Here is a 24,255-nt window from a genome sequence, read left to right as displayed (position 1 = left end):
CCCACCCATACGATTTAGTTGCAACCTCACTATGCTTGTAGATTCCCATTGCCATCTCGACCGTCTCGACCTCGCCGCCCACGACGGCTCCCTGGACGCTGCCCTTGAGGCGGCGCGCCAGCGCGGGGTTGGGCATTTCCTGTGTATCGGCGTCAGTGTCGACAACGCGGCCGACGTCAAGGCGCTTGCCGAGCGCTACGACGACGTCGACTGCTCGGTGGGCGTGCATCCGCTGGACGTCCAGCCGGGCGCGGCACCTGCGTTGGACTGGCTGTTGCACGAGCTCAATCATCCGCGCGTGGTGGCCATTGGCGAGACGGGCCTTGACTACCATTACGAGCCAGAGGCGGCCGAGCTGCAGCAGCAATCCTTCCGCCTTCACCTGCAAGCCGCCCAGCAAACGGGCAAGCCGGTGATCGTCCACACCCGTGGCGCACGTGCCGATACCCTGGCATTGCTGCGCGAGGCAGCCTTGCCCCAGGCGGGTGTGCTGCATTGCTTCACCGAAGACTGGGACATGGCCAAGGCGGCGCTTGACCTGGGCTTCTACATCTCGTTGTCCGGCATCGTCACCTTCCGCAATGCCGATGCCTTGCGTGATGTCGCGAGCAAGGTGCCGGCCGATCGCCTGCTGGTGGAGACCGATTCCCCCTACCTGGCGCCGATTCCCTACCGCGGCAAACCTAACCTGCCGCAATACGTACGCGAAGTGGCGGAGTTCCTGGCGATGCTCCGCGGTGAGTCCTACGAGCGGTTTGCCGAGCAGACCACCGAAAACTTCAAGCGACTGTTCCCCTTGGCCCACGTTAAATCGGTTTGAGCGACGGCCTGGGGAGGCAAATCGCAGGCAAAAAAAACCCGGGTTCTGGGGGGTGAATCCGGGTTAAGACCATTAGGAGTAAAACAAAGGTACGCGGTCCGTTGGTACCTATATCCACGCGCCACTTGGGGGAGATGACGCGCCGACATTTCAAGTATTGATCAGTATTGCGCCGAGTCCAGTTTGCTCCCCGGGTTTCTTAAACATATTTGGAATACCGGCGCTTCGCTTGAGTTCTCACTGCTGGGCGATGGCTGCGACGATGGCGATAGTTTCGTCGATCACGCGTTTTTCGGTATAGAAGTGCGGGGAAAACCGCACGCCCGGGCCGCGCGGAATACACACCACCTGCTGAGCCTTGAGAGTCTCGTACACGACCTGGTTATCGATGCCGTCGATGCTGAAGGAAAAAATCCCCCCGCGCCGAGCCGGATTGAGCGGGCTGTGCAGGGTGATCCCGGCGATTGCGCCCAAACCGTCCTGCAGCCACTGCACGCGTTCGGCGATGAGTGTGGCCACGGTCTGCATGCCGACTTCTTCCAGTAACGACAGGCTGGCCTCCAGGGCCATCGCGCCGAGCATGTTCGGGCTGCCGCACTCAAAACGCCGGGCACTCTTGGCCGGCTCCCAGGTGGTGCGTGTGTAGTCGCCCATGTGTTCAAGCATGTGCCAGCCGAATTCGTGCAGCTTGAGTTGTTCGCGCAGTTCGCTGCGCACGTAGAACACCCCCAGGCCTTCCGGGCCCAGCAACCATTTGTGGCCATCGGCCATGGCAAAGTCGCATTGATAGCTCTGGACGTCGAAGGGCAGGGCGCCGAGTTGCTGGATGGCGTCGATGCAAAACAGCACGTTTTGCTGTTTGCAGCCGGCTCCGAGGCGCTGCAGGTCCAGGCGCAGGCCGCTGGCAAATTGTATGGCGCTGACCGACATCAAGCGCGTGCGGGGGCCGCAGGCAGCCAGCAGCGCGCCTTCCGGGTCGTCGCCCTTGAGGCTGGCCTGGATCACTTCGACGCCTTGCGCGGCCAGGGCTTCCCAGACGATGCGGTTGGATGGGAACTCCTCATCGCTGATGACGATCTGGTCACCGCTCTGCCAGGGCAGTCCGAAGGCGACAAAAGACAGCGCTTCAGAAGTATTCTTGACCAGCGCGATGTCGTCCGTCGACGGTGCGTTTAGCAGGCGCATCAGGCGTTCACGCAGGCGCTGCTCCAGTGACATCCAGTCCGAATAGTCCCGCGCGCCCAGCAAAACGTTCTCTTGGGCGAAGCGCGCCACGGCGCTGGCCGCCCGATTTGGCCAGGGCGCGACGGCCGCATGATTCAAATAGCGAAGGCCTGGAGCCTGTACAAATTCATCAAGAAACGTAGTCATGGTCGGATGATCCGTGCAATTTGGCGCAAGTTAGGCATAATACGCGGCTTCGAATTTTGACCCCTACAGACCTTTTTCTTATGCACAAAGAACCTCGTAAGGTCCGTGAGTTTCGTCGCCGCGAGCAAGAAATTCTCGACACCGCGCTCAAGCTGTTCCTCGAACAAGGTGAAGACAGTGTCACCGTCGAGATGATCGCTGATGCCGTGGGTATCGGCAAAGGCACCATCTATAAGCACTTCAAGTCCAAGGCGGAGATCTATCTGCGCCTGATGCTCGATTACGAGCGTGACCTGAACGAGCTGCTGCACTCTGCCGATGTCGACAAGGATAAGGAAGCCCTGTCCCGGGCCTACTTCGAATTCCGCATGCGCGACCCACAACGCTACCGGTTGTTCGATCGCCTGGAAGAGAAAGTGGTCAAGGGCAACCAGGTGCCAGAGATGGTCGAGGAGTTGCACAAGATCCGCGCCTCCAACTTCGAGCGCCTGACCCTGTTGATCAAGGGCCGGATCAGCGAAGGCAAGCTGGAAGACGTGCCGCCGTATTTCCACTACTGCGCATCCTGGGCGCTGGTGCACGGCGCGGTGGCGCTGTATCACTCGCCGTTCTGGAGCAATGTGCTGGAAGACCAGGAAGGTTTCTTCCAGTTCCTGATGGATATCGGCGTGCGCATGGGCAACAAGCGCAAGCGCGATACCGACACCCCAGGCAGCTGATTCATTCAGCAGCCTTATTGCGCCATGTTTCCCTGTATGGCGCAGTGCCCCAGGAATATACTCAGGCTTAGGTATTGCTAAAACTTGATTTGTGAGTCAAGTTTTAGCTTTTCCGCACCGACTTCCGCCGGAGTAATCCATGATCGTTGACCGACAAGGCAGGCGCTTCCGCAATTTGCGCGTCAGCCTGACCTCCGCCTGCAACTATGCCTGTACCTACTGCGTGCCTAACGGCAAGCGGCTGGTGGCTGCGCAGGACGAGCTGTCGGCCGAAGCCATGGCGCGCGGGGTTGCGTACCTGATCGAGGCGGCTGGCATCGAGCGGCTGCGCATTACCGGCGGTGAGCCGCTGGTGAGCCCGAAGCTGGAAACCTTCATGCGAGCGGTCGGGCAGATGGGCCTGGATGAGATCAGCCTGACCACCAATGGCCAGTTGCTGGGCAAAAAGCTGCAGTTGCTGGTGGATGCCGGTATTCGGCGGATCAACGTTTCCCTCGATACCCTCGACCCGGCGGCCTTTCGCGGCATCGCTCGCGGTGGCGATCTGCCGACGGTGCTCGATGGCATGCAGCAGGCCCGCGCCGCGGGCATCAAGATCAAGGTCAACATGGTACCGCTGCGCGGGCAGAACCTGGACCAGGTGATGCCCTTGCTCGAATACTGCCTGGAGCGCGGCTATGAACTGCGTTTTATCGAATTGATGCGCATGGGCCACCTGGCCTCCGACTCGAATGCCTTCCTGCAGCAGTTCGTCAGCCTCCAGCAGTTGCTCAGCCTGATTGGCGAGCAATACGAATACCTGCAAGCCGATGCGCCGGTGGATGCCACGGCGGTGCGCTATGAAATCCCCGGGCTCGGCCATTTTGGCGTGATCGCCAATGAAAGCGTGCCGTTCTGCCGGACCTGCTCGCGCCTGCGCCTGTCGTCCACGGGCTGGTTGCATGGCTGCCTGTCATCGAGCAATCGGCATTATGTCGGCGACCTGCTGGACAAGCCCCGTCACCAGGCCTTGCCGGCGTTGCAGCGGCTGTTGGTGAAGGCCCTGGGGGACAAGCAGGAAGTGGCATTTTCCGGTGGCGCGACCGTGATGAAAATCATCGGCGGCTGAGCTGGCGCGGAAGCTGCATCTTGCCCGGATTCGCCGGTTTTCCGTCACCGGCTTCTGGAGGGTAAGGATGCGTAGCCTGGTTTTGCTGCTGGCGGTTGTCACGCTTGGCGGCTGCATGACTGTCAGCGACATGGGCGAAGGGGTTCGCGATCAGATGAGCGACGCCGGTTTTCTCGATCACAGCGACAGCCGTCGGGTGAACAACCTGCGTATTCAGCCAGACTCGTTCATCTACATTGCCCAGGGCCCGTTTGCTCCGCCTGGCAGTGCCGAGCCACGCCCCAACGTGGTTGCCGAACAGGCTTTCAACGGCTTTATCGAGTATTTTCCGATGGTCCGTCGCGCCCGCGCGCCCGAGGGCCTGGATGCCGCCATGGGCGAGGCACGGGCTGCCGGCGCCCATTACCTGCTCTACACTCGCTTTGCCAGCGCCGACGACCGCATCGGCAACTCGGATGAATGGCTCGATCAAGAGGCGGTGGATCGCCTGGGTATCGACAAAGGGGTGATTCAACTGATGTTGATCGAGACCAGCACCCAGTATTTGATTGATACTGCACGGATCAAGAGTCGTGGCGGTTTACTGACGTTCCACGACACCAGGCCAGAAGATCTGCTGGGCCCGCCGCTGGCGCAATATGCGCGTAGCCTGCTGGGCCTGGGCGATCAGTAGTTCAACGGGAGAACAACATGAGTGGTGCGCAAAAAGCTAACGATCTGCTGGGGCAAATCCCCAAGTCCAAAGGCTTGCCGCCGGTTCATCTGTGGAACCCCGACTTCTGTGGCGACATCGACATGCGCATCGCCCGCGACGGCACCTGGTACTACCTGGGCACGCCCATCGGGCGCAAGCCGATGGTCAAGCTGTTCTCCACCATCATGCGCCGCGACGGTGACGATTATTTCCTGATCACCCCAGTGGAGAAGGTCGGGATCAAAGTGGATGACGCGCCTTTCGTGGCCGTGACCCTGGAGGTGCAAGGCGAGGGCGAGGCCCAGGTTTTGCGTTTCACCACCAACGTCGAGGAAGTCACCGACGCCGGGCCAGAGCACCCTCTGCGAGTGGTCATCGACCCGCAGACCCAGGAACCAGCCCCTTATGTGCACGTACGCAGCAACCTCGAAGCCTTGATCCATCGCAACGTGTTCTACCAACTGGTCGAGCTCGCGGTCACCCGCGAACTCGACGGCCAGCGCTGGCTGGGGGTTTACAGCGGTGGCGAGTTTTTCCCCATCGGGCTCGAACCCTGAGCGTGACTGACACGAGCACCCTACGCCTCCTGCAATGCCTTGCTCACGACCAGCCAGCGCCACAACAACCGCCCGACGGTGATCAACCAGTTCAACAGCGCCACGCCCAGCACCACCAGCAGCATCGCCGGCAGCCCTTGCTCGACGATGATCCTGCCCGCCAGCCAGGGAAAGCCGAATACCCCGACAAAATAGCCCAGGCTGAACAGCAGCAGGGCTTGAGGGGTGCTGCCGGGCGGCGCTTCGTTGGCGGCCAGGCCATTGATCACCGAGTAGGTCAGGCCGTAGCCGATGCCCAGCACCACGGCTGCCAGCAGGTAGCTGAAGGCATCGTCGACGACGAAGCCGAACATCAGCACCGACACCACCATCAATCCTGACAGCAGGCAGGATGCCCAGTAAGGGTCGCGCTTGACCACGAAGCTGGCAATCAGCATGCGGCTGGTAATCGCCGCGCTCATGAACCCGAGAAAGAACAGCGAGTAATCCAGCGCACGCGCGGCGGCGTAGCTGGTCTGAAAGCTCGACAGCCCGCCGAAGACACAACCACCCAGACCCACCATGATGATCGGGAACAGCGCCCTGGAGGACATCACCCGAACCGTCGCTGCCCAGGAAATGCGCGAAAGCGCGGCATTGCCCAGCTGATTGGGTCGTTGCGAAAGCACCGCACCCAGGCGCCAGAACAGCAGCGCACCGATCAGGCTGGCGAGGGCGGCGAGGAAAAACGCGCTGCTCAGTGGATAACCCAGGGCGCTGGCGGCGCGCCCCAGCAAGGGCCCGGACCCGATGCCGGTCATCATGCTGCCCGACAGCAGGGCGAAATACCTGGTCCGTTGTGCTGCGGGCACCAGCATGGCCACGATGATCGGCCCCAGGGTGTAGAACACGCCCCAGCCCAGGCCCAGGGTCAGGCCAAAAAACAGCAAGGCGCTGCCAAAGCCCGGCGTCAAGGCAAACCCCAGGCTGGCCAGCACCAGCAGGCCGCCGAACAGGGCAATCGAGCGCGCGGCACCGAACAGGTCCGACAAATGCCCGGAAACCAGCACCGCGGCGAAGGTGCTGAGCATCGCCGCGGAAATCACGCTGCCGGCATCGTGCTCGTTACCGCCCCGTGAGCTGATCAGCAGGGACAGTAAAAAGGTCGAGCCGTAGGACAACGACAGCAGGTAGCTGGCGAGGCAGAACAGGCCAAACAGTTTTCCCGCAACGGCGGAGTCCGGAGTAGGGCGACGGGGCATGGCGATATCTCGTGACCGGTAGGTTTGTCGAACCCTTATCTACCACGGCCAGCCCGAGTGTTTGTTCTGTGGTTGGCGGTTTCAGGGTTAGCGAATGGCGGAGTAACCCCTAGGCAGCGCGAGTCCTTTGATCAGCACCAGCGTTGCCTGGAGAAAATTTGACAGTGCCATGTGACGAACGTCGATCGGCGACATAGTATGGCGTTTTCATTCGTTCTCAAGGGACGTCCATGTCGATCGAGATCCGCCCGGCCACACCCAGCGATGCCCCGCAAATTCTCGCCTTCATCACCGAGCTGGCGGATTACGAGCGCGCCCGCCATGAAGTCATCGCCAGTGTCGCCGACATCGAACGCAGCCTGTTCAGTGAAGGTGCCACCGCTCACGGCCTGATCTGTCTGCGCGATGGCCTGCCGATCGGGTTTGCGGTGTTTTTCTTCAGCTATTCGACCTGGTTGGGCAGTAACTGCCTGTACCTTGAAGACCTGTACATCACGCCCGAGCAGCGCGGCGGTGGCGCAGGCAAGTACTTGCTGCGCCACCTGGCGAAGATTGCTTGCGCCAACGACTGCGGGCGTTTTGAATGGAGTGTGCTGGAGTGGAACACCCCAGCCATCGAGTTCTACAAATCCCTCGGCGCCCAGCCCCAGGAAGAGTGGGTGCGCTATCGCATGGACGGCAATGTCCTGCGTGATTTCGCCGAGGGGCGCTGAAGCTTTGCTCAGGCCTTGAGGGTCGCCATGTCGATGACAAAGCGATACTTCACATCACCGGCGATCATGCGCGCATAAGCCTCGTTGATCTGGCGGATATCGAGCATTTCGATGTCACAGGTGATCCCGTGTGCGGCGCAGAAATCCAGCACTTCCTGGGTTTCGGCAATGCCACCAATCAGCGAGCCAGCGAGGACCCGGCGGCTCATCACCAGTTTGCCGGCGTGGACCGGTGGATCGACGGGTTCAATCAAGCCCACCAGGATGTGCACACCGTCAAACCGCAGGGTGTCGAGGTAGGGGTTGAGGTCGTGCTGCACCGGGATGGTGTCGAGCAGGAAATCGAACTGTCCGGCCGCCGCAGCCATCTGCGCGGCATCGGTGCTGACGATCACGTGGTCGGCCCCCTGGCGACGCCCTTCTTCAGCCTTGCTCGCCGAGCGAGTGAACAGCGTCACTTCGGCGCCCATGGCCTTGGCGAACTTGATCCCCATGTGGCCCAGGCCTCCCATGCCGAGAATGCCGACCTTGTCGCCAGCCTTCACGCCGTAGTGCTTGAGCGGCGAATAGGTGGTGATACCGGCGCAGAGGATCGGTGCGGCGCTGGCTGCGTCCAGTTGCGGCGGGATGCGCACCACAAAGTGTTGATTGACCACGATGCTGTCGGAGTAGCCGCCCATGGTGTTGCTGCCGTCGACCCGGTCCGGGGTGGCGTAGGTCATAGTCGGGCCTTCGAGGCAGTACTGCTCCAGGTCAGCCTGGCAGGCTTCGCAGTGGCGGCACGAGTCGACCATGCAGCCGACGCCGACCAGGTCGCCGACTTTATGTTGGCTGACGTCGGCGCCGATGGCTGTGACCCTGCCGACGATTTCGTGGCCCGGCATCAGCGGGTAAACGGCAATCCCCCATTCGTTGCGTGCCTGGTGGATGTCGGAGTGGCAGACGCCGCAGTAGAGGATCTCGATTGCGACGTCGTCAGCTCGTGGGCTACGACGTTGGAATTGCACGGGGGCGAGGGGAGTGGTGGCCGACTGGGCGGCGTAACCGATGGCGGTGTACATGATGAACCTCGCAAATACAGTGACAGGAGAGGCGGCGCATTCTGGGCGCCAAGGCGGTCAACGGCCATGGCGATTCCTCCGGGTGTCATGCCTAATCCTCCGGCATCGGCCTGCCAAGGCTCGCATTGGCGAGCAGACCTGCGATGATGCTTTCATCCCATTTTTGCGAAGTTTTTCCTATGTTGCTGACCCGTCATCTCGACGCCAATGCCAGCCTGGTGGCGCTGATCGAGCCGCTGGCCACCGGTGATGGCTTCACCCCGACCGCGTTGCCCGGCGTGCAGGTGCTGCGCGCCAGTTGCGACGTTGCCCGCGGCCCTCATATCTATGAGCCGAGCCTGATGATCATCGCCCAGGGCAGCAAACTGGCGTACCTGGGGCCGCGGACCATGGAGTATGGGGCCGGGCATTACCTGATCCAGGCATTGCCGGTGCCCTTCGAATGCGAAACCTATGCCTTGCCCAATGCCCCCTTGCTGGGGGTCTCGGTGGCGATTGACCGGGTGCTGCTGGGGGAGTTGGTGCTGGCCATGGGGCTGGCGCCAGGGCGGCCCGGTGCCGCACAGACACCCGAGTCGATGACCTCGGTGGTGCTCGATGACGGCATGCGCGGTTGTGTCGAGCGGTTGTTGTCGTGCCTGCACGATCCGCTGGAAGCTCGGATCATGGGGCCGGCGCGCCTGCGTGAATTGTTGTTCACCGCCCTGCGCGGGCCCCAGGCCGATGTGCTGCGGGCGCTGGTGGAGCAGCAGGGCCAGTTCGCCCGCGTCGCGGCGTCGATCAGCCATCTGCATGCGCACTACAACGAGCCGTTGAACGTCGAGACCCTGGCCAGCTACGCCAACATGAGCGCCTCGACTTTTCATGAACACTTCAAGCGCAGTACTTTGTTGTCGCCGGTGCAGTACTTGAAGCGCCTGCGCCTGCTCAAGGCTCAGACTTTGCTGGTGGCCGAGGGCCTGGGCGTGGCGCAGGTGGCGCACCGGGTCGGTTATCAGAGCACGTCGCAGTTCAGTCGCGAGTACAAGCGCTACTTCGAGCGCAACCCGGGAGACGAGCGCGCCGCTTGACCCAGCCGTGCGCTGCTCGGCAGCTGCTACCAGAGCTTTATTGCAGGCAACAAAAAGGCCCCCATTCGGGAGCCTTGATGTTCAGGCATACGGCTTACATGTTCGGGTAAGTCGGTCCGCCCGCGCCTTCCGGCGTCACCCAGGTGATGTTCTGCGCAGGGTCCTTGATGTCACAGGTCTTGCAGTGCACGCAGTTCTGGGCGTTGATCTGGAAGCGTTTCTCGCCGTCTTCCTTGGTGATCACTTCATACACACCGGCCGGGCAGTAGCGCTGCGCAGGCTCGTCGTAGAGCGGCAGGTTCTTGCTGATCGGGATGCTCGCGTCGGCCAGCTTGAGGTGGCACGGCTGCTCTTCTTCGTGGTTGGTGCCGGAGATGAACACCGAGCTGAGCTTGTCGAAGCTGAGTTTGCCGTCGGGTTTCGGGTAGTCGATCTTCTTGCAGTCGGCCGCCAGCTTCAGGCACGCGTAGTCTGGCTTGGTGTCGTGCAGGGTGAACGGCAGCTTGCCGCCGAAGATGTTCTGGTCGAGCCAGTTGACCCCACCGCCGACGATCGCGCCGAACTTGTGGATCGCTGGACCGAAGTTGCGGCTGGCGAACAGTTCTTCGTACAGCCAGCTTTTCTTGAAGCTGTCGACATAGGCCGTCAGTTCGTCGCCGCCTTCGGATTCGGCGAACAGGCGATCAGCCACCGCTTCAGCCGCGAGCATGCCGGACTTCATCGCCGTATGGCTGCCTTTGATCTTGGCGAAGTTCAGGGTGCCCAGGTCGCAACCGATCAGCGCGCCGCCCTTGAAGACCATTTTCGGCAACGAGTTCAGGCCGCCTTTGCAGATTGCCCGGGCGCCGTAGCTGATGCGCTTGCCGCCTTCCAGGTATTGCTTGAGCACCGGGTGATGCTTGAGGCGCTGGAACTCGTCGAATGGCGACAGGTAGGTGTTGCTGTAGGACAGGTCGACGATCAGGCCCACGACCACCTGGTTGTTTTCCAGGTGATAGAGGAACGAGCCGCCGGTGTTCTCGGTGCCCATGATATCCAGCGGCCAGCCGGCGGTGTGGACCACCAGGCCAGGCTGGTGCTTGGCCGGGTCGATTTCCCAGATTTCCTTGAGGCCGATGCCGTAGTGCTGGGCGTCGGCATCGCTGTCCAGGTTGAAGCGCTTGATCAGTTGCTTGCCAATGTGGCCGCGGCAACCTTCGGCGAACAGCGTGTACTTGCCGCGCAGTTCCATGCCGGGGGTGTACAGGCCTTCTTTCGGATTACCTTCGCGATCGACGCCCAGGTCACCGGTGATGATCCCGCGGACCACGCCATTTTCGTCGAACAGGGCTTCCTGTGCGGCGAAGCCAGGGTAGATTTCCACGCCCAGGTTCTCGGCCTGCTGGGCGAGCCAGCGGCACAGGTTGCCCAGGGAGATGATGTAGTTGCCTTCGTTGTGCATGGTCTTGGGCACAAAGAAGTCAGGAACCTTGACGGACGCCTCGGGGTTGCGCAGCACATAGATGTCATCGCGCACGACCGGGGTGTTGAGCGGGGCGCCGAGCTCTTTCCAGTCCGGGAACAATTCGTTCAGGGCTCGAGGTTCGAACACCGCGCCGGACAGGATATGCGCACCGACTTCGGAGCCTTTTTCGACCACGCAGACGCTAATTTCCTTACCGGCTTCGGCGGCCTTCTGCTTCAATCGGCAGGCGGCGGAAAGACCAGCGGGGCCGGCACCGACGATGACCACGTCGAATTCCATGTATTCGCGTTCCACAGGTTATCTCCTACTCAAGGCTCAACAGTTTTTTTTCTAATTGGAGGTTTGGTGTAGCCTCGATCAATTGCTCTGCCCTGTGGGCAGGAGGACAATCGAGGGCCCACCTTTCTCTCTAGGTGGCGCATTATATCTACACCACTCTCAGCGTCCAATACAAACGTTTGTTTGAAATTGCTGGAAGCCAGATAAATCAAAGAAGCGCGGCTTATAACTGACCATTTTGCCGTATTGACCGGAATAGGCGTTCCGGTCAAGATACGGGCGGTTTTGCGCTCGCCGTAGGCTGACTGTTGGTTTCAAGAGCACCTCTAAAGACAGGGCGAAGGCAGTACAAGGTGATGCGCAATGTGGGTTCGCGGCGAAGTCTACACGCTGTGAAAACGAATGACTTGTCAGTCACCGCTGACGAACGGTCATTTGCCTCCTGAGCAGGATTACCCGATACACAGGCCGGCGTTTTTAGAGGTGCCCTTGTGCCCGATGAGCATCAACCGCCAGGTTCGCCTAGGCGACTTTCTTTTCACCGGAGAGTAACGAGGAATCCATGAAGGTTCTTGTAGCTGTCAAACGAGTGGTCGACTATAACGTCAAGGTCCGCGTCAAAGCGGATAACTCCGGCGTCGATCTCGCTAACGTCAAGATGTCGATGAACCCTTTCTGCGAAATCGCAGTGGAAGAAGCCGTACGCCTGAAAGAGAAAGGTGTTGCGACTGAAATCGTCGTCGTCTCCATCGGCCCGTCCACCGCTCAAGAGCAACTGCGCACCGCGCTGGCTCTGGGTGCCGACCGCGCCATCCTCGTCGAATCCGCCGAAGACCTGACTTCCCTGGCCGTTGCCAAGTTGTTGAAAGCTGTTGTCGACAAGGAACAGCCGCAGCTGGTGATCCTCGGCAAACAAGCGATCGACAGCGACAACAACCAGACTGGTCAGATGCTCGCTGCATTGAGCGGCTACGGTCAGGGCACCTTCGCTTCGAAAGTCGAAGTGTCTGGCGACAGCGTTGCCGTGACTCGTGAAATCGACGGCGGCGCGCAGACAGTTTCCCTGAAACTGCCAGCCATCGTCACCACCGACCTGCGTTTGAACGAGCCGCGTTATGCGTCCCTGCCAAACATCATGAAAGCCAAGAAGAAGCCGCTTGAAGTGCTGACTCCGGATGCTTTGGGCGTTTCCACTGCCTCCACCAACAAGACCCTGAAAGTCGAAGCGCCGGCTGCACGCAGCGCGGGTATCAAGGTCAAGTCGGTGGCTGAACTGGTCGAGAAACTGAAAAACGAAGCGAAGGTAATCTAATCATGACTATCTTGGTAATCGCTGAACACGACAACAAGGTTGTGGCCCCGGCCACCCTGAACACCGTGGCTGCCGCTGCGAAGATCGGTGGCGACATCCACGTCCTGGTCGCAGGCCAGAACGTTGGCGCGGTGGCTGAAGCCGCTGCGAAAATCGCTGGCGTGGCAAAAGTGCTGGTGGCCGACAACGCCGCCTACGCACACCAACTACCGGAAAACGTAGCGCCATTGGTTGCCGAGCTGGGCGCTGGCTACAGCCACATCCTGGCTGCCGCCACTTCCAACGGTAAAAACATCCTGCCGCGCGTTGCCGCGCAGCTGGACGTTGACCAGATCTCCGAGATCATCTCGGTAGAAAGCGCTGACACCTTCAAGCGCCCGATCTACGCCGGTAACGCGATCGCCACCGTGCAATCGAACGCCGCCGTAAAAGTGATCACCGTGCGTGCCACCGGTTTCGACCCGGTTGCAGCTGAAGGTGGTTCGGCTGCTGTTGAAGCGGTTGCTGCTGCTCACGATGCTGGCACCTCCAGCTTCGTTGGCGAAGAGCTGGCCAAATCCGATCGTCCGGAACTGACCGCTGCCAAGATCGTCGTTTCTGGCGGTCGCGGCATGCAGAACGGCGACAACTTCAAACACCTGTACGCCCTGGCCGATAAGCTGGGCGCTGCTGTCGGCGCTTCCCGTGCCGCGGTTGACGCAGGTTTTGTACCCAACGACATGCAGGTCGGCCAGACCGGCAAGATCGTTGCTCCACAGCTGTACATCGCCGTCGGTATTTCCGGCGCGATCCAGCACTTGGCCGGCATGAAAGACTCCAAAGTGATCGTTGCGATCAACAAGGACGAAGAAGCGCCGATCTTCCAGGTGGCTGATTACGGCTTGGTGGCGGACTTGTTCGAAGCCATCCCTGAGCTGGAGAAGCTGGTCTAATCCAGCGGCTTCACTTATAAAGAGCCCGGCCTTTTGGCTGGGCTTTTTTTTGTCCGCGAGTTGAGAGTGGAGACATACGCCATGGATTTGCGTCGCTTGAGCGGTTGGTCGATGTTCCTCGGCCTGACCCTATTGCCCCTTGTATCGAACGCTGCCGGTAAATGCGAACGCCTGGTGGTGACCGGCAGCCCCGATGCACCGCCCTATCTGTGGCAAGACCCGCAGGACCCCGTGCACCTGATCGGCGCCAATGCCGACTTGCTGCAGCAGGTGGCAGCGGAGTTGGGGCTCAAGGTCGAGTTGCGTTATGCCGGCAAGCGCTCCCAGGCGCTGGAGGAGGTGCGCAGCGGGCGCATCGACATGCTGGCGGACGCTCCGTTGGCGACCGGGCAGTTGGAGGCGCTGGACTACATACACCCGGCGCTGGCCAGCAATGACTACCTGGTATGGACCCGTAATGGTTCGATGCTGGACTACAGCGAGGCCAAGGATCTGAGTGGGCATCTAGGCGCGGTGTCGCAGCAGGCACGGCTGACCCAGGATTTCGCAGCGTTCGCCCAATCGCAACTGACCCTGGTCAGTACGCCGAACCTGACCCAGGCGTTTCAGAAATTGCTGCTGGGCGAAGTGGAGTTTGTGTTGGCGGGGCGGTACGCCGGGATGGCCATGACACAGACCCTGAGTATCGCCAACGACGTGCAGGCTTACGCCCAACCGGTGGATAAACCCGGGCTGTTTCTGGCTATTTCCCACAACTCGGCGTGCAACGATCCATGGTTGCGCGGACAGTTAGCCAAAAAGATGACAGAATTGCCCGCGTCCGGTCTGACTGAGGCCGTGCTACAGCGCAATCTGGAGCGCTGGAAAGCACAATTGAAACAGCCCGTCAGCACCCCAAAACAGTAGGGATTTTTAGTGACTATTCGACCTCTTTTCGCTGCCCTGGCCGTCACGGCTCTGGCGGGTTGTGCAGCCGATCCGGCGCCGAATGAACAAATGCGTTTGACCGGGCAGGCCCTGGAACAGGCGACCGCGGTGGGGGCCACCGCCGAGGAAGTGCCGGAGCTGAAGCTGGCAGAAGGCAAGTACACCCAGGCCAAGGCCGATATGGCCGACCAGTCATTCAAGGATGCCCGTGTGCAGGCCGAGCAGGCCGAACTGGATGCACGCCTGGCCGAGGCCAAGGTCCTGACGCTTAAAAGCCAGGAGCAACTGAACGTTCTCAACACCCGCATCGCGCGCTTGCGCAAGCAGTTGGGAGACGCCCAATGAAGCTTGCGAATGGCGTCCTCGGCGGCCTGCTGCTGGCCAGCCTGTACGGGTGTGCGGGCCAGCACAGCGATGTGGCATTGCAACAAGCCTATAACGACTTCCAGAAGGTCAAGGAAGACTCCAACGTATTGCGCATCGCGCCCAAGGACGTGATCCGGGCCGGTGAATCCCTGGCCCGGGCCGATCGCCTGTCCAGCTATTGGGGCAGCGGTGCCGATGTGCAGCACTATTCCTACCTGAGCCAGCGTTACAGTGAGATTGCCCGGCAACATAGCGAGAAAGTGCTCAACGAAGAGCGCGCAGCCAAGCTCGAGCTGGAGCGCCAACGCCTGCAACTGGCATTGCGCGAGGCCAAGTTGCTCAGCGTGCAGCAGCAGGGCAAATGGCTGGAAGAGCAGATCATCAGCCTGGCAACTACCCAGACCGATCGCGGGCTGGTGATGACCCTTGGCGATGTGCTGTTCGACACTGGTGAGGCGGAGCTCAAGAGTTCGGCCAATCGCACGGTGCTGAAAATTGTCCAGTTCCTGCAGCTCAACCCCAAGCGTGTCGTGCGCATCGAGGGTTACACCGACAGCACGGGCGGCAAACAGGAAAACCGCAAACTGTCCCGGGACCGCGCCCAGGCGGTGGCCGACATGCTGATGGACCTGGGTGTTGACGATAAACGTATTCAAGTCGAAGGTTATGGCGATGAATACCCGGTAGAGGCCAACGCTTCCGAGCGGGGCCGGGCGCAGAATCGCCGGGTGGAAATTGTGTTCTCCGACGAAAAAGGCCAGCTCGGCGCTGCCCGCTAAGGTCAGCGTTACTGGAAAGCCCGGCACCTGTAGAGGTGCCGGGTTTTTTTTGGCCTGCCAATCGGCGCACAAAACAGTACAGTTTTTACTGACACTGGGCTGTACGGTCGACTATTGTGGCAACTGTCCCCGTACACTTCTAAACTGTGCCGGTATAGTTCTCTACAAAAATAAAATGCCCGTGAAATCGAGTGCTGCGTCATGACCAATCTTTTGCTCTATCAACGTATCGCTCAGCAGCTGGCTGAGGATATCCGGCGCGGCGTGTATCAGCCTGGCGAGCGTGTGCCTTCGGTGCGCAAGATGAGCTCGCAGCTCAATGTCAGCCATGCGACGGTGCTCCAGGCCTATGCCAACCTGGAAGACCAGGGCCTGATTCGCGCACGTCCGCAGTCGGGTTACTACGTTCACCAGACCCCGGCCCTGACCGCGCCGACCCCGGATATCGCCCGGGTCGAGCGCCCGGGCCTCGTGACCCGCAGCAGCATCATCCAGCAAGTGTTGGTGGAGTCACGCCGCGAAGGGGTGTTCCCACTGGGCGCCGCTGTGCCCAGTGTCGACTATCTGCCGGTGCGGGCGCTGCATCAGCAACTGGCCAAGGTCACGCGTTTTCACAGTCCGCGGGCGTTCAGCTACATGTTCAGTCCCGGTTTCGAGCCCTTGCGCCGCCAGGTGGCGATTCGCATGCGCGACGCCGGGGTGGTGGTCGACCCATCCGAAGTGGTGATCACCCACGGCTGTGTCGACGCCCTGCAGATGTCCTTGCGCGTGCTGACCCGCCCCGGTGATCTGATTGCCGCAGAGTCGCCGACCTATTACGGCCTGTTGCAACTGGCCGATCTGCTCGGCCTCAAAGTCATCGAGATTCCCAGTGATCCGTCCACCGGCATGAGCCTGGAAGCCCTGCAACTAGCCGCCAACCAGTGGTCGATCAAGGCCCTGGTGCTGACCACCCGCCTGAGCAACCCCCTGGGTGGCACTATGCCGGAAGAGCGGCAGAAACAACTGCTGCGCCTGGCCTCGGACTTTGATATCCAGGTGGTCGAAGACGATATCTACGGCGAGTTGATGTTCGAGCAGGGGCGCACCAAGTCCCTCAAGGCCTATGACCGCCTGGATCGGGTGATCTACTGCTCGAGCTTTTCCAAGACCCTGTCCCCCGGGGTGCGCATCGGCTGGATGATCGCCGGCAAGTACCAGCAAGAAATCCAGCGGCTGCAGACCTTCAGTACCCATTCGGCCTGCAGCGTCACGCAGATGGGCATCGCGGCCTACCTGGAGAACGGCGGTTACGATCGGCACCTGCGCTACATTCGCCAGGAATATCGCAAGAACCTCAGTGCGTTCCAGCTGGCAGTGCAGCAGTATTTCCCCGAAGGCACCCAGATGACCCGACCCACTGGCGGTTTCATCCTGTGGGTCAGTTTGCCGGGACGGGTCAATACCCAGGAACTGCACGTGCGGGCTTTGCAGCAGGGGATCAGCATCGCCCCGGGACTGATTTTCAGTAACACCGAGCAGTTCAACCACTGCATTCGCTTGAACTGCGGCATCCCCTGGAACCGTGAAGCCGAGCGAGCCTTGATGACACTGGGCATGCTCGCGACCCAGCTGTGTCAGGAAACCGCCAGCGGTTTTTGAGGCATCGCCGGGGCTGATCGAGATGGGCGCTTGTCAGCGCCCTTGCAACAGGCGAGCATATGGCCCTCTGCCGTTAGTGCTGTAGGGGTTATGAAAGCGATTTTTCCTGTTGGTCTGGTGTTGGTCTGCTTGCTGAGTGTGTTCAATTGGGGGAGCGCGATGGCGGCGGCGACCCCGGATAAAGCGGTTTCCAGTACGTCAACGACTAAGGTGGCCCCCACCACGCCGGTCAAAAAAGTCGCGCCCGTGAAAAAAACGGACGCTGCGAACAAACCCGTTGCGCACAAGCCACGCCCGCCGATTGCCTCAAAATCCAAGGCCGCCAGCGAAGTGGTGCGCACCACTGAGTTACCGTCCACCAATATCGACCTGAGCCTGCCTCCGGAAATGGTCCGCCAGTTGCAACCCATTGGCACCGTCCCGATCGTCAAGCGCGCACCCTTGTTGCCGCCACTGTTCGAGGAAAAACCCAAGGAAGAAAGCAAGTTCCAGCTTAACGGCCGGCTGATTTCCAACGAAATGCAATTGCAACTGCGCAACGAAGAGCGCCGGGAAATCGAAGGCGCGGCCCTGGAATTCCAGTTCAATCAGTAAAACCCGACGGCAGGTGTGACCTGGCGAGCCGACGCTTTGTCGCAAGACTGATCAGTCACGCGTATTTGCGCGAAAAACCCCTGGGCGGCCAATTTCAAACGGCTGTTTAAGCGGGTACTCTAGTCTCCGTCATTCCACACTCCCGAGGAGCTTGTCGTCATGAAATGCCGAGAAGGCTGTGGCGCCTGCTGCATTGCCCCTTCCATCAGTACACCGATTCCCGGCATGCCCCATGGCAAGCCCGCGGGCGAACGTTGTGTGCAACTGTCTGTCGATAATCTGTGCAGTATCTTCGGCCAGCCCGAGCGTCCTGCCGTCTGTGGTGCGTTCCAGGCGGATATCGAGGTCTGCGGCAGCAGCCAGGAACAAGCCATCACACTGATCGGCTGGTGGGAACAAATGACCGCGGCGTAGTGTGTTCAACGAACGGAACTTCAACAATAAGGAACAAGACTATGGGTTCGCTGCATCGTATCGCTGTGCTGTGTGGGTTGAGCGCTGTTCTGGCCTCCACCGTGGTTCAGGCCGAAGACTGGAAAGTTGCCAAGAACGAAGACGGGATCAAGATCTCCCTGAGTGAAGTGCCGGGCTCCGACTACAAGTCCTATCAGGGCGTTACCCTGATGAAGACCACTGTTGCCAAGCTGCGGGCGCTGCAGGAAGACGTGGCCGGGGCCTGTGCCTGGATCCACGAGTGCAAGAGCCAGAAACTGCTCAAGCACGAAGGTGACCAGAGCTGGACCTACACCCAGTTCAATACCCCTTGGCCGGTGACTGCGCGTGACTCGGTGCTGCATATCACCACCGTCGATGGCGCCGATGGCAGCCTGACCCGCAACCTGGAAGGCGTGCCGAAATACATTCCGGAGGAAAAGGGTTTTGTCCGGGTAACCGAGGTCAAGGGCTTCTGGAAGTTCGTGCCCAAGGGCGATCAGGTCGAAGTGACCTATCAAGTGCACACAGAGCCAGGTGGTAGCGTGCCGGCGATGGTCGCCAACAAGTTTGTGGTCGATGCACCTTTCGAGACCCTCAAGGCCCTCAAGGAACGTGCCGAGAAGTAAGCACGCCTGTTCCAGGCCATCGGAACAACAGGGTTGGTGATAGCAACCCTGTTGCCAGGGCAGTTCTTCGAGGGGCAGGGAACGAATGCCCGGCGACCCGGGTCGAGATGGAAGTAAGCCCATCTACGGGTTTTATCGAGGAGGCACCGATGCAAAAGTGGGAAATCACCTTTGTGGATGATCATGGTGTGCAAAGCGTCGAACGCTTCGACTGCGAGCAGCAACCTGACATGGAAAAGGCCGCGCAACTGATTCGCGCCAAACTTCTCCCGGTCCCGGCCGAGCTGGATCTCAATGACCTGGAAGGTCGCACCGACGACCCGACGCTCAAGAGCCTCAAAGATCAGAACAGCATTCAAATCCTCAGCATCTCCCCGATTCCATAATCCCTTCTGTAACCAGGCCTTGGCACGCGCTCCGAGTTGGAGCTACTCTGCAAGCGAGATCAGCGAATGGATCGCTAAGGTCTGGTCTTGTCAGCTACATGCTTGTGTCCCGGCGGCAATCTGATTGCCGTAGCGCCTGCACCATTCGGTTGCCGGCGCGTGGAGTACGGAAAGTCTATCCATTGGAAGTAGGAGGACGTTTCATGAGCACAGCCTATCAAGAAGACATCAGCAGCAGCGTGCTGCGCCGCATGAAAGAAGGCGGTTTTGATTTTTCACGGTTCCATCCCATCGAGTTCTACGCCATTTTCCCCGACGAGGAGGGGGCACGCAGGGCGGCAGGACAATTTCGCGGTGAATCCTTGAATGCACAGATCAGTGTGCGCGACGACGGTGCCTGGTACCTGGAACTGAGCAAGGTGATGTACGCCACCTACGGCGGCATTGGCGATTTTGAACAGGACTTCGAGGCGGTGGTCGAGCCTTTGGGGGGAATCATCGAAGGTTGGGGCGTCAAGCAGGAGGTACGAGGGCAACTCGCATAACACTATGAATAGCGACATCACTCAGCGACGGCTGACCTTTTGGGTCGGCCGTTTTCATTTGGGTTGGGGCAAACGCCAGGCAAAAAAAAGCCACCTGAGCAGGTGGCCAAAAGGGAAGAGGGGTAGCCAGCAAGCGAGCGGTGCCGCTTGCTGCGTGATGGGCCAATTATCCGCGTGCCTGGGCGGGCAGTGAAATGAACTATGGCTATGCTGCTAATAGCCATAAGCATTGCTTCGCAATGAAGCGCGGGCGATCAGGTGGGGGCGTTTGCTGCACGGGATTGGTGCGAAGCCTTCGGGGTGAAAATCCAACTGATTGATACTAAAGGGTTTATGCCGCTGGCACGGGCCTTGCGATGCCAAGGTGTCCGGGTGACAAGGAGTACGGCATGATCCGCACCTATTTTGATGAGATGTACGATGCCAGCGGCCAGGTCCGCGCGCATTATCGAGAATTCGCCCGTTGGTTGGCCCAAACGCCTGACGAGCTGCTGGCTCAACGCCGACGCGAGGCCGATCTGTTGTTTCATCGCGCCGGGATTACCTTCACTCTCTATGGCGACGAGCAGGGCACCGAGCGCCTGATTCCCTTCGACACCATTCCGCGCAGCATCCCCGCCAGCGAGTGGCGGATTGTCGAGCGTGGCTGCATCCAGCGGGTCAAGGCGCTGAACATGTTCCTCGCCGACCTCTATCACGAACAACGCATTATCAAGGCAGGCATCATCCCGGCCGAGCAGGTGCTGGCCAACGAACAGTACCAACTGGCCATGCAGGGCCTGGACCTGCACCGCGACATCTACTCGCACATCTCCGGGGTCGACCTGGTGCGCGATGGCGACGGCAGCTACTACGTGCTGGAAGACAACCTGCGCACCCCCAGCGGTGTGAGCTACATGCTCGAAGACCGCAAGATGATGATGCGCCTGTTCCCTGAGCTGTTCGCGGCCCAGCGTATTGCGCCCATCGACCACTACCCGAACCTGCTGCTCGACACCCTGAAAAGCTCCAGCCCCATCGATAACCCGAGCGTGGTGGTACTGACCCCGGGACGCTTCAACAGTGCGTTTTTCGAGCACGCCTTCCTGGCCCGGGAAATGGGCGTGGAACTGGTGGAAGGCGCGGACCTGTTTGTGCGTGACGACAAAGTCTTCATGCGCACCACCGATGGCCCCAAGGCCGTCGATGTGATCTACCGGCGGCTCGACGACGCCTTCCTCGATCCGCTGGCATTCAACCCGGACTCGATGCTCGGGGTTCCCGGCCTGCTGGCGTCCTATCGCAGCGGCAATGTGGTGTTGGCCAACGCCATCGGCACGGGTGTGGCGGATGACAAGTCGGTGTATCCGTTCGTCACCGAGATGATCCGTTTCTACCTCGACGAGGAGCCGATCCTGAAAAACGTGCCGACCTGGCAGTGTCGCAACCCGGCGGAACTGTCCCACGTGCTGGCCAACCTGCCCGAGCTGGTGGTCAAGGAAACCCAGGGCTCCGGCGGCTACGGCATGTTGGTCGGACCGGCAGCGACGGCGGCCGAGATCGAACAGTTCCGCGCACGGATCAAGGCCAAGCCCCATGCCTATATCGCCCAGCCGACGTTGTCCCTGTCGACCTGTCCGACCTTCGTCGAGAACGGCATCGCCCCGCGGCATATCGATCTGCGCCCGTTCGTCTTGTCGGGCCGTGAAACCCGGGTGGTGCCTGGGGGCCTGACCCGCGTCGCCCTGCGCGAGGGCTCTTTGGTGGTCAACTCCTCCCAGGGTGGCGGTACCAAGGACACCTGGGTTGTCGAGGATTAAAGGAAGCTTGCCATGTTGAGTAGAACTGCCTCGGATCTGTACTGGATGTCGCGCTACCTGGAGCGGGCGGAAAACCTCGCGCGGATGCTCGACATCAGTTATTCGCTGTCGTTGATGCCGCAGGACGGCCGCGGCGATGGCTTGCATGAACTGGCGATGCCCTTGTTGATCACCGGCACGCTGGACGACTACCTGGAGCGCCATGGCGCGTTGCACGCCGAGCGTTTGCTGCACTTCTTCGCCCTGGACGCCGCCAACCCGGCCAGCATCTATAGCTGTCTCGGGGCCGCGCGGGCCAGCGCCCATGCGGTGCGTGGGCGGATTACCGCCGACATGTGGGAAAACATCAACGCCACCTGGCTGGAAATTCGCGGGATAGCCGAACAGGGCCTTGGGCGTTATGGCATGAGCCGGTTCTGCGAGTGGATCAAGGAACGTTCCCATCTGTTCCGCGGGGCTTCCTACGGCACCATCATGCGCAATGATGCGTTTCGCTTCATTCGCCTGGGCACCTTCATCGAGCGGGCCGACAACACCTTGCGCCTGCTGGATGCGCGCTACGAAATGGCCGGCGATCAGGGCGAGGCGGTCAGCGATGGCACCGCCCACGCCTACTACCAGTGGAGTGCGTTGCTGCGGGCCTTGTCGTCATTCGAGGCCTACACCGAAATCTATCGTGATGCGCCCGGCGCCCAGCAGGTCGCCGAGTTGTTGTTGCTGCGAGCCGATGTCCCCCGTTCGTTGCGTGCCTGCACCGAGGAAATCGACCAGATCCTTGCCCAGTTACCAGGCGCCAACGGCCGTCCAGCCCAGCGCCTGGCGGCGGAAATGGACGCGCGCCTGCGCTACACCGGCATCCAGGAAATCCTCGACGAAGGCCTGCATGCCTGGTTGACCGAGTTCATCCCGCTGGTACGCCAGTTGGGCAATGCCATACACAGTTCCTACCTGGAGGCTGCATGAGACTTTCCATTAGCCACGAGACCACCTATCACTACGAGGACCAGGTGCGGGCGAGCATCCAGTATGTGCGGTTGACCCCCCACGACAGCGAGCGCCAGCACGTACTCAGCTGGCAGCTGGAGTTACCGCGGCCGGTGCGTGCGCAGCTCGACCCGTTCGGCAACATCCTGCATGTGCTGACCCTGGACGAGCCCCACGACGCCATCATCATCGGGGCGCGCGGGCAGGTGGACATCGATGAGTTGCGCGAGGCCGAACACGAGAGCCAATCGGCCCTGCCATTCCTGCGCTTCACCCGCCTGACCGAGGCCGACGAGGCCCTGCAGGCCTTTGCGACACAACAGTGTCGGCAACGCCGCGACCGCAGCGCGTTGATTGACCTGATGCATGGCCTGAACCAGTACATCACCTACACCCCAGGCGCCACCGAAGTGCAAACCAGCGCCGCGCAAGCCTTCGCCGGCCGTGCCGGGGTCTGTCAGGACCATGCCCACACCTTCATCGCCTGTGCCCGCAGCCTGGGGATCCCGGCGCGTTATGTGTCGGGCTACCTGTACAGCGAAAGCAGCGAACACCTGGCCAGCCATGCCTGGGCCGAAGCCTGGCTGGAAGACGCCTGGTACAGCTTTGACGTGACCAACCAACTGGCCCGTCCCGAGCGCCACCTGAAGCTGGCAGTGGGCCTGGACTACCTCGACGCCTGCCCGGTACGCGGCATGCGCCGCGGTGGCGGTTTTGAACAGATGCACGCCAAGGTCTTCGTCTCGCCGTTGCCGGCGCCGGTGATGTCGGTGCAACAGCAGTAGGCGGCGTGCCTGCATCGCGAGCAAGCTCGCTCCCACAGTGGCTCTTGCGGTGATCAACAGACCTTGTGGGAGACATCCGCGCGCGCTCCGCCTGCTCGCGATGGGGCCACCCGTCAGGGTTTCACCTTGCGCCCCGCCATATGCCGCAAGTACGCCACCAACTGCGCCAACTCTTCATCCTTCAACACCGCCTGGGAGAACCCCGGCATCTTAGCCTGGGGCCATTGGCGCAGGCTTTGCGGGTCGCGGATGTAGCGTTCGAGAAACTGCGCGCCAAAATATTCGGTAGGGCTGTAGGGGATGTTCAGGTCCGGTCCGAACTGCGCGTCACCCGCGCCGTTGAGGCGATGACAGGCCAGGCAGTTTTTCTGGAACAGGGCAAAGCCCAGGTTGATCGGGTCACGGGTGGGGAGGGCAGGGTCCGGCAGCAGGGCCGGGAAACGCTCGGCGACGGCGGCCAGGCGCTTGATGCTGGCGACCTGGAATGGCCATTGCTCCGGGCTGATCCCCGCGGCCTGGGGCTGAGTCCAGACCAGGTAGAACGGACCCGCGCTGGGTTTGCCAGGCGCCAGTGCCGGCCACGGATGCGCCGGGTCTTCAATGGCCAGCCAGGCCTGGGCGCCCTGTGTCGCGAGCAAGGGGGCCGCCGCCAGCTCTGCGGCGAAACCATCCAGGGCCACGGCCTGCAGGTGATGGTCGGCCTTGACGCCCGTCAGCAGCGCTGCCAGGGGCACTGCTCGGTAGTCCATGTCGCGCTTATAGGAAACGTCGTCAGCAACACGGATGGTCTGTGCCAACGGATGGTGCAGCAGCTCCTCGGTCTGCCAGGTGCGGCTGTCGGCACCCAGGTCGAGCACCAGTTGTGCGGCATGCAAGGGCGTGCCGAGGAGCAAGGCTGCAAGCAGAATCAAAGCTTTCACGTAATAGCCATCCGGTCGTGGTCATGCCGCCAAGGTTGGCACAAGCACACGAGGGCGAACAGTAAGGTGTCGCAACACTTGGCGTTGGATCAGCCAATCACCTTGGTCAGGTTCGGCAGAATCAAC

Annotated in this window: 26 protein-coding genes; 21 read left to right on the top strand and 5 right to left on the bottom strand. The window is 60.9% G+C overall.

Annotated elements, in window-relative coordinates:
- Positions 1–31: 31 nt before the first annotated feature.
- Entirely contained in the window at positions 32–820 is a 789-nt protein-coding gene (locus tag ACIOVD_RS06465; protein ID WP_095167655.1) for a TatD family hydrolase, read from the top strand.
- Positions 821–1,057: 237 nt separating this feature from the next.
- Here ACIOVD_RS06465 and ACIOVD_RS06460 read toward each other — a convergent pair whose 3' ends face one another.
- Positions 1,058–2,191 (bottom strand): aminotransferase class V-fold PLP-dependent enzyme, encoded by a 1,134-nt coding sequence (locus ACIOVD_RS06460; protein WP_401126711.1) that lies wholly within the window; start codon positions 2,189–2,191, stop codon positions 1,058–1,060.
- A gap of 80 nt (positions 2,192–2,271) precedes the next feature.
- Here ACIOVD_RS06460 and ACIOVD_RS06455 point away from each other — a divergent pair, with 80 nt between their 5' ends.
- From ACIOVD_RS06455 to ACIOVD_RS06440, 4 genes are all read left to right on the top strand, one after another.
- Positions 2,272–2,910 (top strand): TetR/AcrR family transcriptional regulator, encoded by a 639-nt coding sequence (locus ACIOVD_RS06455; RefSeq protein ID WP_095167659.1) that lies wholly within the window; start codon positions 2,272–2,274, stop codon positions 2,908–2,910.
- A gap of 139 nt (positions 2,911–3,049) precedes the next feature.
- Complete coding sequence (locus ACIOVD_RS06450; RefSeq protein ID WP_401126709.1) at positions 3,050–4,018, top strand: GTP 3',8-cyclase MoaA; 969 nt, start codon at positions 3,050–3,052, stop codon at positions 4,016–4,018.
- Positions 4,019–4,085: 67 nt separating this feature from the next.
- Positions 4,086–4,691 carry a DUF4823 domain-containing protein gene (locus tag ACIOVD_RS06445; RefSeq protein ID WP_095167662.1) on the top strand — a complete coding sequence of 202 codons (606 nt, stop codon included), beginning with the start codon at positions 4,086–4,088 and terminating at the stop codon, positions 4,689–4,691.
- Positions 4,692–4,708: 17 nt separating this feature from the next.
- The gene (locus tag ACIOVD_RS06440; protein WP_401126706.1) at positions 4,709–5,269 is read left to right on the top strand and encodes a DUF1285 domain-containing protein; all 561 of its coding nucleotides are present in this window, start codon (positions 4,709–4,711) and stop codon (positions 5,267–5,269) included.
- Between the two features lie 20 nt (positions 5,270–5,289).
- Here ACIOVD_RS06440 and ACIOVD_RS06435 read toward each other — a convergent pair whose 3' ends face one another.
- Positions 5,290–6,510: an MFS transporter gene (locus ACIOVD_RS06435; RefSeq protein ID WP_401126705.1), complete on the bottom strand. Its 1,221-nt coding sequence runs from the start codon at positions 6,508–6,510 to the stop codon at positions 5,290–5,292.
- Between the two features lie 230 nt (positions 6,511–6,740).
- Between ACIOVD_RS06435 and ACIOVD_RS06430 the strand changes: the two genes are divergently transcribed.
- Positions 6,741–7,223, top strand: a complete 483-nt coding sequence (locus ACIOVD_RS06430; protein WP_095167667.1) for a GNAT family N-acetyltransferase — start codon at positions 6,741–6,743, stop codon at positions 7,221–7,223.
- Positions 7,224–7,231: 8 nt separating this feature from the next.
- Here the strand turns inward: ACIOVD_RS06430 and ACIOVD_RS06425 are convergent, their stop codons facing one another.
- On the bottom strand, positions 7,232–8,284 hold the full coding sequence (locus ACIOVD_RS06425) for an NAD(P)-dependent alcohol dehydrogenase (RefSeq protein WP_320333956.1): 1,053 nt from the start codon (positions 8,282–8,284) through the stop codon (positions 7,232–7,234).
- 179 nt (positions 8,285–8,463) lie between these two features.
- Between ACIOVD_RS06425 and ACIOVD_RS06420 the strand changes: the two genes are divergently transcribed.
- Positions 8,464–9,354 (top strand): AraC family transcriptional regulator N-terminal domain-containing protein, encoded by an 891-nt coding sequence (locus ACIOVD_RS06420; protein WP_401126702.1) that lies wholly within the window; start codon positions 8,464–8,466, stop codon positions 9,352–9,354.
- Positions 9,355–9,448: 94 nt separating this feature from the next.
- On the opposite strand, the gene ACIOVD_RS06415 is transcribed toward ACIOVD_RS06420, so the two are convergent.
- The gene (locus ACIOVD_RS06415) at positions 9,449–11,113 is read right to left on the bottom strand and encodes an electron transfer flavoprotein-ubiquinone oxidoreductase (RefSeq protein ID WP_401126700.1); all 1,665 of its coding nucleotides are present in this window, start codon (positions 11,111–11,113) and stop codon (positions 9,449–9,451) included.
- Between the two features lie 547 nt (positions 11,114–11,660).
- Here ACIOVD_RS06415 and ACIOVD_RS06410 point away from each other — a divergent pair.
- The 14 genes from ACIOVD_RS06410 (at position 11,661) to ACIOVD_RS06345 (ending at position 23,209) form a co-directional block, all read left to right on the top strand.
- Positions 11,661–12,410: an electron transfer flavoprotein subunit beta/FixA family protein gene (locus tag ACIOVD_RS06410; protein ID WP_003226982.1), complete on the top strand. Its 750-nt coding sequence runs from the start codon at positions 11,661–11,663 to the stop codon at positions 12,408–12,410.
- A gap of 2 nt (positions 12,411–12,412) precedes the next feature.
- Positions 12,413–13,342, top strand: a complete 930-nt coding sequence (locus ACIOVD_RS06405) for an electron transfer flavoprotein subunit alpha/FixB family protein (RefSeq protein WP_401126698.1) — start codon at positions 12,413–12,415, stop codon at positions 13,340–13,342.
- An 81-nt stretch (positions 13,343–13,423) separates the two neighbouring features.
- The gene (locus tag ACIOVD_RS06400; RefSeq protein WP_401126696.1) at positions 13,424–14,248 is read left to right on the top strand and encodes a substrate-binding periplasmic protein; all 825 of its coding nucleotides are present in this window, start codon (positions 13,424–13,426) and stop codon (positions 14,246–14,248) included.
- Positions 14,249–14,257: 9 nt separating this feature from the next.
- On the top strand, positions 14,258–14,614 hold the full coding sequence (locus tag ACIOVD_RS06395; protein WP_095167678.1) for a DUF4398 domain-containing protein: 357 nt from the start codon (positions 14,258–14,260) through the stop codon (positions 14,612–14,614).
- Positions 14,611–15,414, top strand: coding sequence for an OmpA family protein (locus ACIOVD_RS06390; RefSeq protein ID WP_095167679.1), 804 nt, complete (start codon positions 14,611–14,613; stop codon positions 15,412–15,414). Before ACIOVD_RS06395 ends, ACIOVD_RS06390 begins: the two co-directional genes overlap by 4 nt.
- Before the next feature lie 201 nt (positions 15,415–15,615).
- Positions 15,616–17,055, top strand: coding sequence for a PLP-dependent aminotransferase family protein (locus tag ACIOVD_RS06385; RefSeq protein ID WP_095167681.1), 1,440 nt, complete (start codon positions 15,616–15,618; stop codon positions 17,053–17,055).
- A gap of 90 nt (positions 17,056–17,145) precedes the next feature.
- Positions 17,146–17,649 carry a translation initiation factor 2 gene (locus ACIOVD_RS06380; RefSeq protein WP_401126779.1) on the top strand — a complete coding sequence of 168 codons (504 nt, stop codon included), beginning with the start codon at positions 17,146–17,148 and terminating at the stop codon, positions 17,647–17,649.
- Positions 17,650–17,808: 159 nt separating this feature from the next.
- On the top strand, positions 17,809–18,063 hold the full coding sequence (locus ACIOVD_RS06375) for a YkgJ family cysteine cluster protein (RefSeq protein ID WP_095167692.1): 255 nt from the start codon (positions 17,809–17,811) through the stop codon (positions 18,061–18,063).
- A gap of 41 nt (positions 18,064–18,104) precedes the next feature.
- On the top strand, positions 18,105–18,710 hold the full coding sequence (locus ACIOVD_RS06370; protein WP_159994529.1) for an START domain-containing protein: 606 nt from the start codon (positions 18,105–18,107) through the stop codon (positions 18,708–18,710).
- Positions 18,711–18,859: 149 nt separating this feature from the next.
- Positions 18,860–19,096 (top strand): hypothetical protein, encoded by a 237-nt coding sequence (locus tag ACIOVD_RS06365; protein WP_401126693.1) that lies wholly within the window; start codon positions 18,860–18,862, stop codon positions 19,094–19,096.
- 203 nt (positions 19,097–19,299) lie between these two features.
- Positions 19,300–19,641, top strand: a complete 342-nt coding sequence (locus ACIOVD_RS06360; protein ID WP_095167696.1) for a ribonuclease E inhibitor RraB — start codon at positions 19,300–19,302, stop codon at positions 19,639–19,641.
- 389 nt (positions 19,642–20,030) lie between these two features.
- Positions 20,031–21,440 (top strand): circularly permuted type 2 ATP-grasp protein, encoded by a 1,410-nt coding sequence (locus ACIOVD_RS06355; protein ID WP_095167698.1) that lies wholly within the window; start codon positions 20,031–20,033, stop codon positions 21,438–21,440.
- 12 nt (positions 21,441–21,452) lie between these two features.
- The gene (locus ACIOVD_RS06350; RefSeq protein ID WP_095167700.1) at positions 21,453–22,403 is read left to right on the top strand and encodes an alpha-E domain-containing protein; all 951 of its coding nucleotides are present in this window, start codon (positions 21,453–21,455) and stop codon (positions 22,401–22,403) included.
- Positions 22,400–23,209, top strand: a complete 810-nt coding sequence (locus tag ACIOVD_RS06345) for a transglutaminase domain-containing protein (protein ID WP_401126690.1) — start codon at positions 22,400–22,402, stop codon at positions 23,207–23,209. The genes ACIOVD_RS06350 and ACIOVD_RS06345 overlap by 4 nt, the downstream gene beginning before the upstream one ends.
- Before the next feature lie 113 nt (positions 23,210–23,322).
- On the opposite strand, the gene ACIOVD_RS06340 is transcribed toward ACIOVD_RS06345, so the two are convergent.
- Positions 23,323–24,129, bottom strand: coding sequence for a c-type cytochrome (locus ACIOVD_RS06340; protein ID WP_401126688.1), 807 nt, complete (start codon positions 24,127–24,129; stop codon positions 23,323–23,325).
- Positions 24,130–24,255 lie beyond the last annotated feature (126 nt).

It is taken from the genome of Pseudomonas sp. NPDC087626 (assembly GCF_044743405.1).
Classification (GTDB): domain Bacteria; phylum Pseudomonadota; class Gammaproteobacteria; order Pseudomonadales; family Pseudomonadaceae; genus Aquipseudomonas.
Note: the sequence above shows the minus strand (reverse complement) of the source record. Positions and strands in the feature narration are given on the sequence as shown.

Excerpts from the sequence above, each read along its gene's own strand:
- ACIOVD_RS06455 (WP_095167659.1), top strand. The coding sequence starts at position 2,272 with ATGCACAAAGAACCTCGTAAGGTCCGTGAGTTTCGTCGCCGCGAGCAA.
- ACIOVD_RS06390 (WP_095167679.1), top strand. The coding sequence starts at position 14,611 with ATGAAGCTTGCGAATGGCGTCCTCGGCGGCCTGCTGCTGGCCAGCCTG.
- ACIOVD_RS06410 (WP_003226982.1), top strand. The coding sequence starts at position 11,661 with ATGAAGGTTCTTGTAGCTGTCAAACGAGTGGTCGACTATAACGTCAAG.
- ACIOVD_RS06435 (WP_401126705.1), bottom strand. The coding sequence starts at position 6,510 with ATGCCCCGTCGCCCTACTCCGGACTCCGCCGTTGCGGGAAAACTGTTT.
- ACIOVD_RS06350 (WP_095167700.1), top strand. The coding sequence starts at position 21,453 with ATGTTGAGTAGAACTGCCTCGGATCTGTACTGGATGTCGCGCTACCTG.
- ACIOVD_RS06430 (WP_095167667.1), top strand. The coding sequence starts at position 6,741 with ATGTCGATCGAGATCCGCCCGGCCACACCCAGCGATGCCCCGCAAATT.
- ACIOVD_RS06345 (WP_401126690.1), top strand. The coding sequence starts at position 22,400 with ATGAGACTTTCCATTAGCCACGAGACCACCTATCACTACGAGGACCAG.
- ACIOVD_RS06385 (WP_095167681.1), top strand. The coding sequence starts at position 15,616 with ATGACCAATCTTTTGCTCTATCAACGTATCGCTCAGCAGCTGGCTGAG.
- ACIOVD_RS06405 (WP_401126698.1), top strand. The coding sequence starts at position 12,413 with ATGACTATCTTGGTAATCGCTGAACACGACAACAAGGTTGTGGCCCCG.
- ACIOVD_RS06355 (WP_095167698.1), top strand. The coding sequence starts at position 20,031 with ATGATCCGCACCTATTTTGATGAGATGTACGATGCCAGCGGCCAGGTC.
- ACIOVD_RS06445 (WP_095167662.1), top strand. The coding sequence starts at position 4,086 with ATGCGTAGCCTGGTTTTGCTGCTGGCGGTTGTCACGCTTGGCGGCTGC.
- ACIOVD_RS06465 (WP_095167655.1), top strand. The coding sequence starts at position 32 with ATGCTTGTAGATTCCCATTGCCATCTCGACCGTCTCGACCTCGCCGCC.
- ACIOVD_RS06360 (WP_095167696.1), top strand. The coding sequence starts at position 19,300 with ATGAGCACAGCCTATCAAGAAGACATCAGCAGCAGCGTGCTGCGCCGC.
- ACIOVD_RS06420 (WP_401126702.1), top strand. The coding sequence starts at position 8,464 with ATGTTGCTGACCCGTCATCTCGACGCCAATGCCAGCCTGGTGGCGCTG.
- ACIOVD_RS06400 (WP_401126696.1), top strand. The coding sequence starts at position 13,424 with ATGGATTTGCGTCGCTTGAGCGGTTGGTCGATGTTCCTCGGCCTGACC.
- ACIOVD_RS06450 (WP_401126709.1), top strand. The coding sequence starts at position 3,050 with ATGATCGTTGACCGACAAGGCAGGCGCTTCCGCAATTTGCGCGTCAGC.
- ACIOVD_RS06425 (WP_320333956.1), bottom strand. The coding sequence starts at position 8,284 with ATGTACACCGCCATCGGTTACGCCGCCCAGTCGGCCACCACTCCCCTC.
- ACIOVD_RS06460 (WP_401126711.1), bottom strand. The coding sequence starts at position 2,191 with ATGACTACGTTTCTTGATGAATTTGTACAGGCTCCAGGCCTTCGCTAT.
- ACIOVD_RS06375 (WP_095167692.1), top strand. The coding sequence starts at position 17,809 with ATGAAATGCCGAGAAGGCTGTGGCGCCTGCTGCATTGCCCCTTCCATC.
- ACIOVD_RS06370 (WP_159994529.1), top strand. The coding sequence starts at position 18,105 with ATGGGTTCGCTGCATCGTATCGCTGTGCTGTGTGGGTTGAGCGCTGTT.
- ACIOVD_RS06380 (WP_401126779.1), top strand. The coding sequence starts at position 17,146 with ATGAAAGCGATTTTTCCTGTTGGTCTGGTGTTGGTCTGCTTGCTGAGT.
- ACIOVD_RS06440 (WP_401126706.1), top strand. The coding sequence starts at position 4,709 with ATGAGTGGTGCGCAAAAAGCTAACGATCTGCTGGGGCAAATCCCCAAG.
- ACIOVD_RS06365 (WP_401126693.1), top strand. The coding sequence starts at position 18,860 with ATGCAAAAGTGGGAAATCACCTTTGTGGATGATCATGGTGTGCAAAGC.